Annotated in this window: 3 protein-coding genes; all 3 read right to left on the bottom strand. The window is 52.1% G+C overall.

Translation table 11 applies throughout. The annotated features are described in order from the left end of the window. Positions 1–725: 725 nt before the first annotated feature. The 3 genes from PSV23_RS07115 to PSV23_RS07105 all read right to left on the bottom strand — a co-directional run bounded on the left by PSV23_RS07115 (position 726) and on the right by PSV23_RS07105 (position 3,115). A complete protein-coding gene (locus tag PSV23_RS07115) occupies positions 726–1,193 on the bottom strand; it encodes a hypothetical protein (protein WP_300467325.1) in 468 nt (155 codons plus the stop codon). Positions 1,194–1,928: 735 nt separating this feature from the next. Continuing rightward, positions 1,929–2,495: a hypothetical protein gene (locus PSV23_RS07110; protein WP_300467323.1), complete on the bottom strand. Its 567-nt coding sequence runs from the start codon at positions 2,493–2,495 to the stop codon at positions 1,929–1,931. A 185-nt stretch (positions 2,496–2,680) separates the two neighbouring features. Beyond that, positions 2,681–3,115, bottom strand: coding sequence for a hypothetical protein (locus PSV23_RS07105; RefSeq protein WP_300467321.1), 435 nt, complete (start codon positions 3,113–3,115; stop codon positions 2,681–2,683). Positions 3,116–3,211: the final 96 nt, after the last annotated feature.

The raw sequence follows: 3,211 nt of genomic DNA, 5'->3' as shown, positions 1-3,211 counted from the left end.
CAAAGCGAACAAGCCGTGGAATCATCAATGGCCAGAGATGCGCCATATAGCTGACGTTCCAGGCACCCAAAAGCCTAACGCCCGCGTTAACAGGCGGCTGCCAGCGAAGCTGGTAGACGTCCTGTTGAACAACCAGTTAGGCCGGGGCGCGAAGTGGAAGAGGGCTTGAGACCGCTTGGCTGTGCCGTGAATTTGATTGCGAACCGCATAGCTTCCCCCTGGATGTGCTGCTGAACATTGTGCCGCGACTTTGCAGGCATGCGATGGCCTGTGATGGTTTGTGCGGTGGCTTGCCTTAATACCCCGGTGAACCTGGGCCGCCGCAGGACGGCCCGCGATGAGGCGATGGCGTTCAGCACGTTGGCGAGCAACGGTGGTGAGCAGGCTGCCGAAGGGCAGACAGCCGGATTGAGACTTTGCCTTGCCACCAAGTTGTGACCCGCGAAGCCTGACAAATCGTTGCCTTGAGAAATGACCAGCGAGCGAGTACCAAAGAAAGCAGTGCCGACAAAGCGAACAAGCCGTGGAATCATCAACGGCCCGGGATGCGCCATATAGCTGAATTTCCAGGCAACCAAAAGCCTAACGCCACAGGTAAGCCGCACCGGAGTGCGCAGCACGCAGGGAACCTACAAGCGAAGCTTGTAGGTGTCGGCTTGACCGAACAGTTAGGCCGCTGCGCGAAGGCACGGTTTTGCTTTTGCCAGTTAAGTGCGAACCCATTTTTATGCAATTCCCCGGGAGATCATGCTTCGGTGTTGCTTGAAGGCCGCGCTGTTCTTATTTGCTCTATCTCGGGTGAGGTATGTGTTGTTACAGACGCGGCATTGATACTGCCCGTCACCATCGCCCAGTAACCGAATGAGCTTACTGGAAGAGTCTTGGCAATGTTGGCAGTATGGCTCTTCCACGCCGGAGGCGTTTGGTAGCCAGTAGCAAGGTTCTTCCCATCTCAGGTTTGCTCGAACTCTGGCGGCAGCTTCAAGTTCACGAATTTTTTCGTCGCGCGCAAGTATTTCAAGTTGGACTTCAGCCGCCTCCAATTTGGCGTCGGCGAGAGATGAAATTAATTCTGCCAATTTGAGTTTTGTTTCGGCTTTCTCAATTGAAACATCACTTTCCTTTATCAGTTTGGCAATGTCGGTGGCGGTTTTGATGCTGCCAAGTAGCGAACCTATTGCGGCGATGTCCATCTTTTCTCCGTAAACGTTCTAGTTGAGAGGCCTAACGCCACAGGTAAGCCGCACCGGAGCGCGAAGCGCGCAGGGAACCTACAAGCGGAGCTTGTAGGTGTCGGCTTGACCGACACGTTAGGCTGGGGCGAGAAGGACTGGCGGATGAGCCACAACGCGCTGTGCCTTGTTGACTGGCATTTGACCTGTGCACGCCAATACTCCCTTTGTGTGACTGAATGGAATTGTGCCCGACATGCCGCACACTGGAAATAGCAGGACAACCCTGCGCCACCGCCCAGCATGACATGTGCATGCACAGCCAGCGCATGCAAAAAGTGGATTGCTGACTGCCGCAGGACAGGAGGCCAAAAAGGCGATGGCGCGTGGCACTTTGGCGCTGCGCCGTGGTGAGCAGGCTGCCGAAGGGCAGACAGCCAGATGGAGACTTGCAGCGCCACCCGGTTGCGAGCCGCGGTGCTGCTTAGCGCTGGGCCTGGCCAGAATGCGCAGTGCATGAGTGCCAGAGAAAGCAGCGCAGACATACGATCAAACGGTGGAGGCATCAATGGCCAGAGATGCGCCATATAGCTGAGTTTCAAGGCAACCAAAAGCCTAACGCCACAGGTAAGCCGCACCGGAGCGCGAAGCGCGCAGGGAACCCACAAGTGAAACTTGTGGGTGTCGGCTTGACCGCAAAGTTAGGCTGGGGCGCGAAGACACAGTGTTGCAGTTGTTGGTTGAAAACTAATTTTATTAGTTAATCGTTTCGCCGGTCACCATAAGCCGTTTTATTACCTGCCTTTGAGAAAATAATTTATTTTTTGTTATGGCCATTTTTAAATCTCTATCAAACTTGTCTCGAACTTCAAATGCTGTATTTAGGCCGCAAGCTTGTAGCATAAACAACTCTCCAATGTATGTTGTTTCGCCTGCTCGCGCCTCAAAGGTAAATGTAGGTATTCTTATGCCAGTGACAAAAGGGTTTGCAATTCCTGGTTCAAAGTAGTAGCTTCCTGGAGGAAGAGTAAAGGCGCTAAGTAATCCGTGATGTGTCGGAAAATCGCTCGGTTGAACGTATGAGTCAACAGCAATAAATACTCCAGGATTGGTGAGCTTCTTGGTTCTTGCGTCCCTAGCTGCGATAGCTGTGGATGTTGAAAAACAATGCTGGGGAGCCCCTGAGGACATGAGAATTACTGCCCGATTATCAGTTGCAGCTTCTAAAGGAATGGTGGTTGTTGCATACCTATTTTCCAGTGAGCCGCATCCTTGTATTAAAATACAAGTAAATAACGGTATGGTAAATTTTGAAAAATTCAAGATAAATCCTTTGAAAACGAAGTATTAGAGTCTGGTGAATAGGCAAGTTGACTGCAGCCAAAAGCCTAACGCCACAGGTAAGCCGCACCGGAGTGCGCAGCACGCAGGGAACCAACAAGCGGAGCTTGTTGGTGTCGGCTTGACCGAACAGTTAGGCCGCGGCACGAAGGCACGGTATTTCAATTCTATGCATTGCCAATGACTCTCAGAGGATGTGTGCCCATTAGGAGCGCTACCGCTATGGCCTCGAAGCGCTCGGACTGAGCCAATCGCGCATCTGATTTGTAGTTGAAATTCGACTCATCGTTGAGGAGTGGATAGTACTTGGCGACCTCTTGAATAAGCTGCTTTTCTTCCGCCTTTCTGTCATCGGATCGACGGTACTTAACGATGACTTCAGCGCCCAATGCTTGTAGCGCTTTTATAACTACGCCAACTTTAAAGTCCGTTGGCGCTGCAAACTGGGCCGTGAGGTAATCGCCAAGTCGTCTCGTGCCCCTCCCGGATTCGCCTACGTAGAAGGGCGTTTCCGATGAGTCACCGAGCTTCTTAAAGCAAAGGACATAAACGATGTCGTCATCTTTTGGGAAGCTGATGCTAGTAAATCCATCGAAGTTCATGTTATTCGCAGCCAGCAGAAGTTATTAGAGGCCTAACGCCAGCGTTAACAGGCGGCTACCAGCGAAGCTGGTAGACGTCCTGTTGAACAACCAGTT

Origin of the sequence: Brevundimonas sp., assembly GCF_029946145.1 — a bacterium.
GTDB lineage: Bacteria > Pseudomonadota > Alphaproteobacteria > Caulobacterales > Caulobacteraceae > Brevundimonas.
The sequence above is the reverse complement of the archived record's forward strand: the minus strand, read 5'-3'. Positions and strand labels throughout refer to the sequence as shown.

Coding starts and splice junctions, on each gene's coding strand:
- PSV23_RS07115 (WP_300467325.1), bottom strand. CDS start 1,193: ATGGACATCGCCGCAATAGGTTCGCTACTTGGCAGCATCAAAACCGCC.
- PSV23_RS07105 (WP_300467321.1), bottom strand. CDS start 3,115: ATGAACTTCGATGGATTTACTAGCATCAGCTTCCCAAAAGATGACGAC.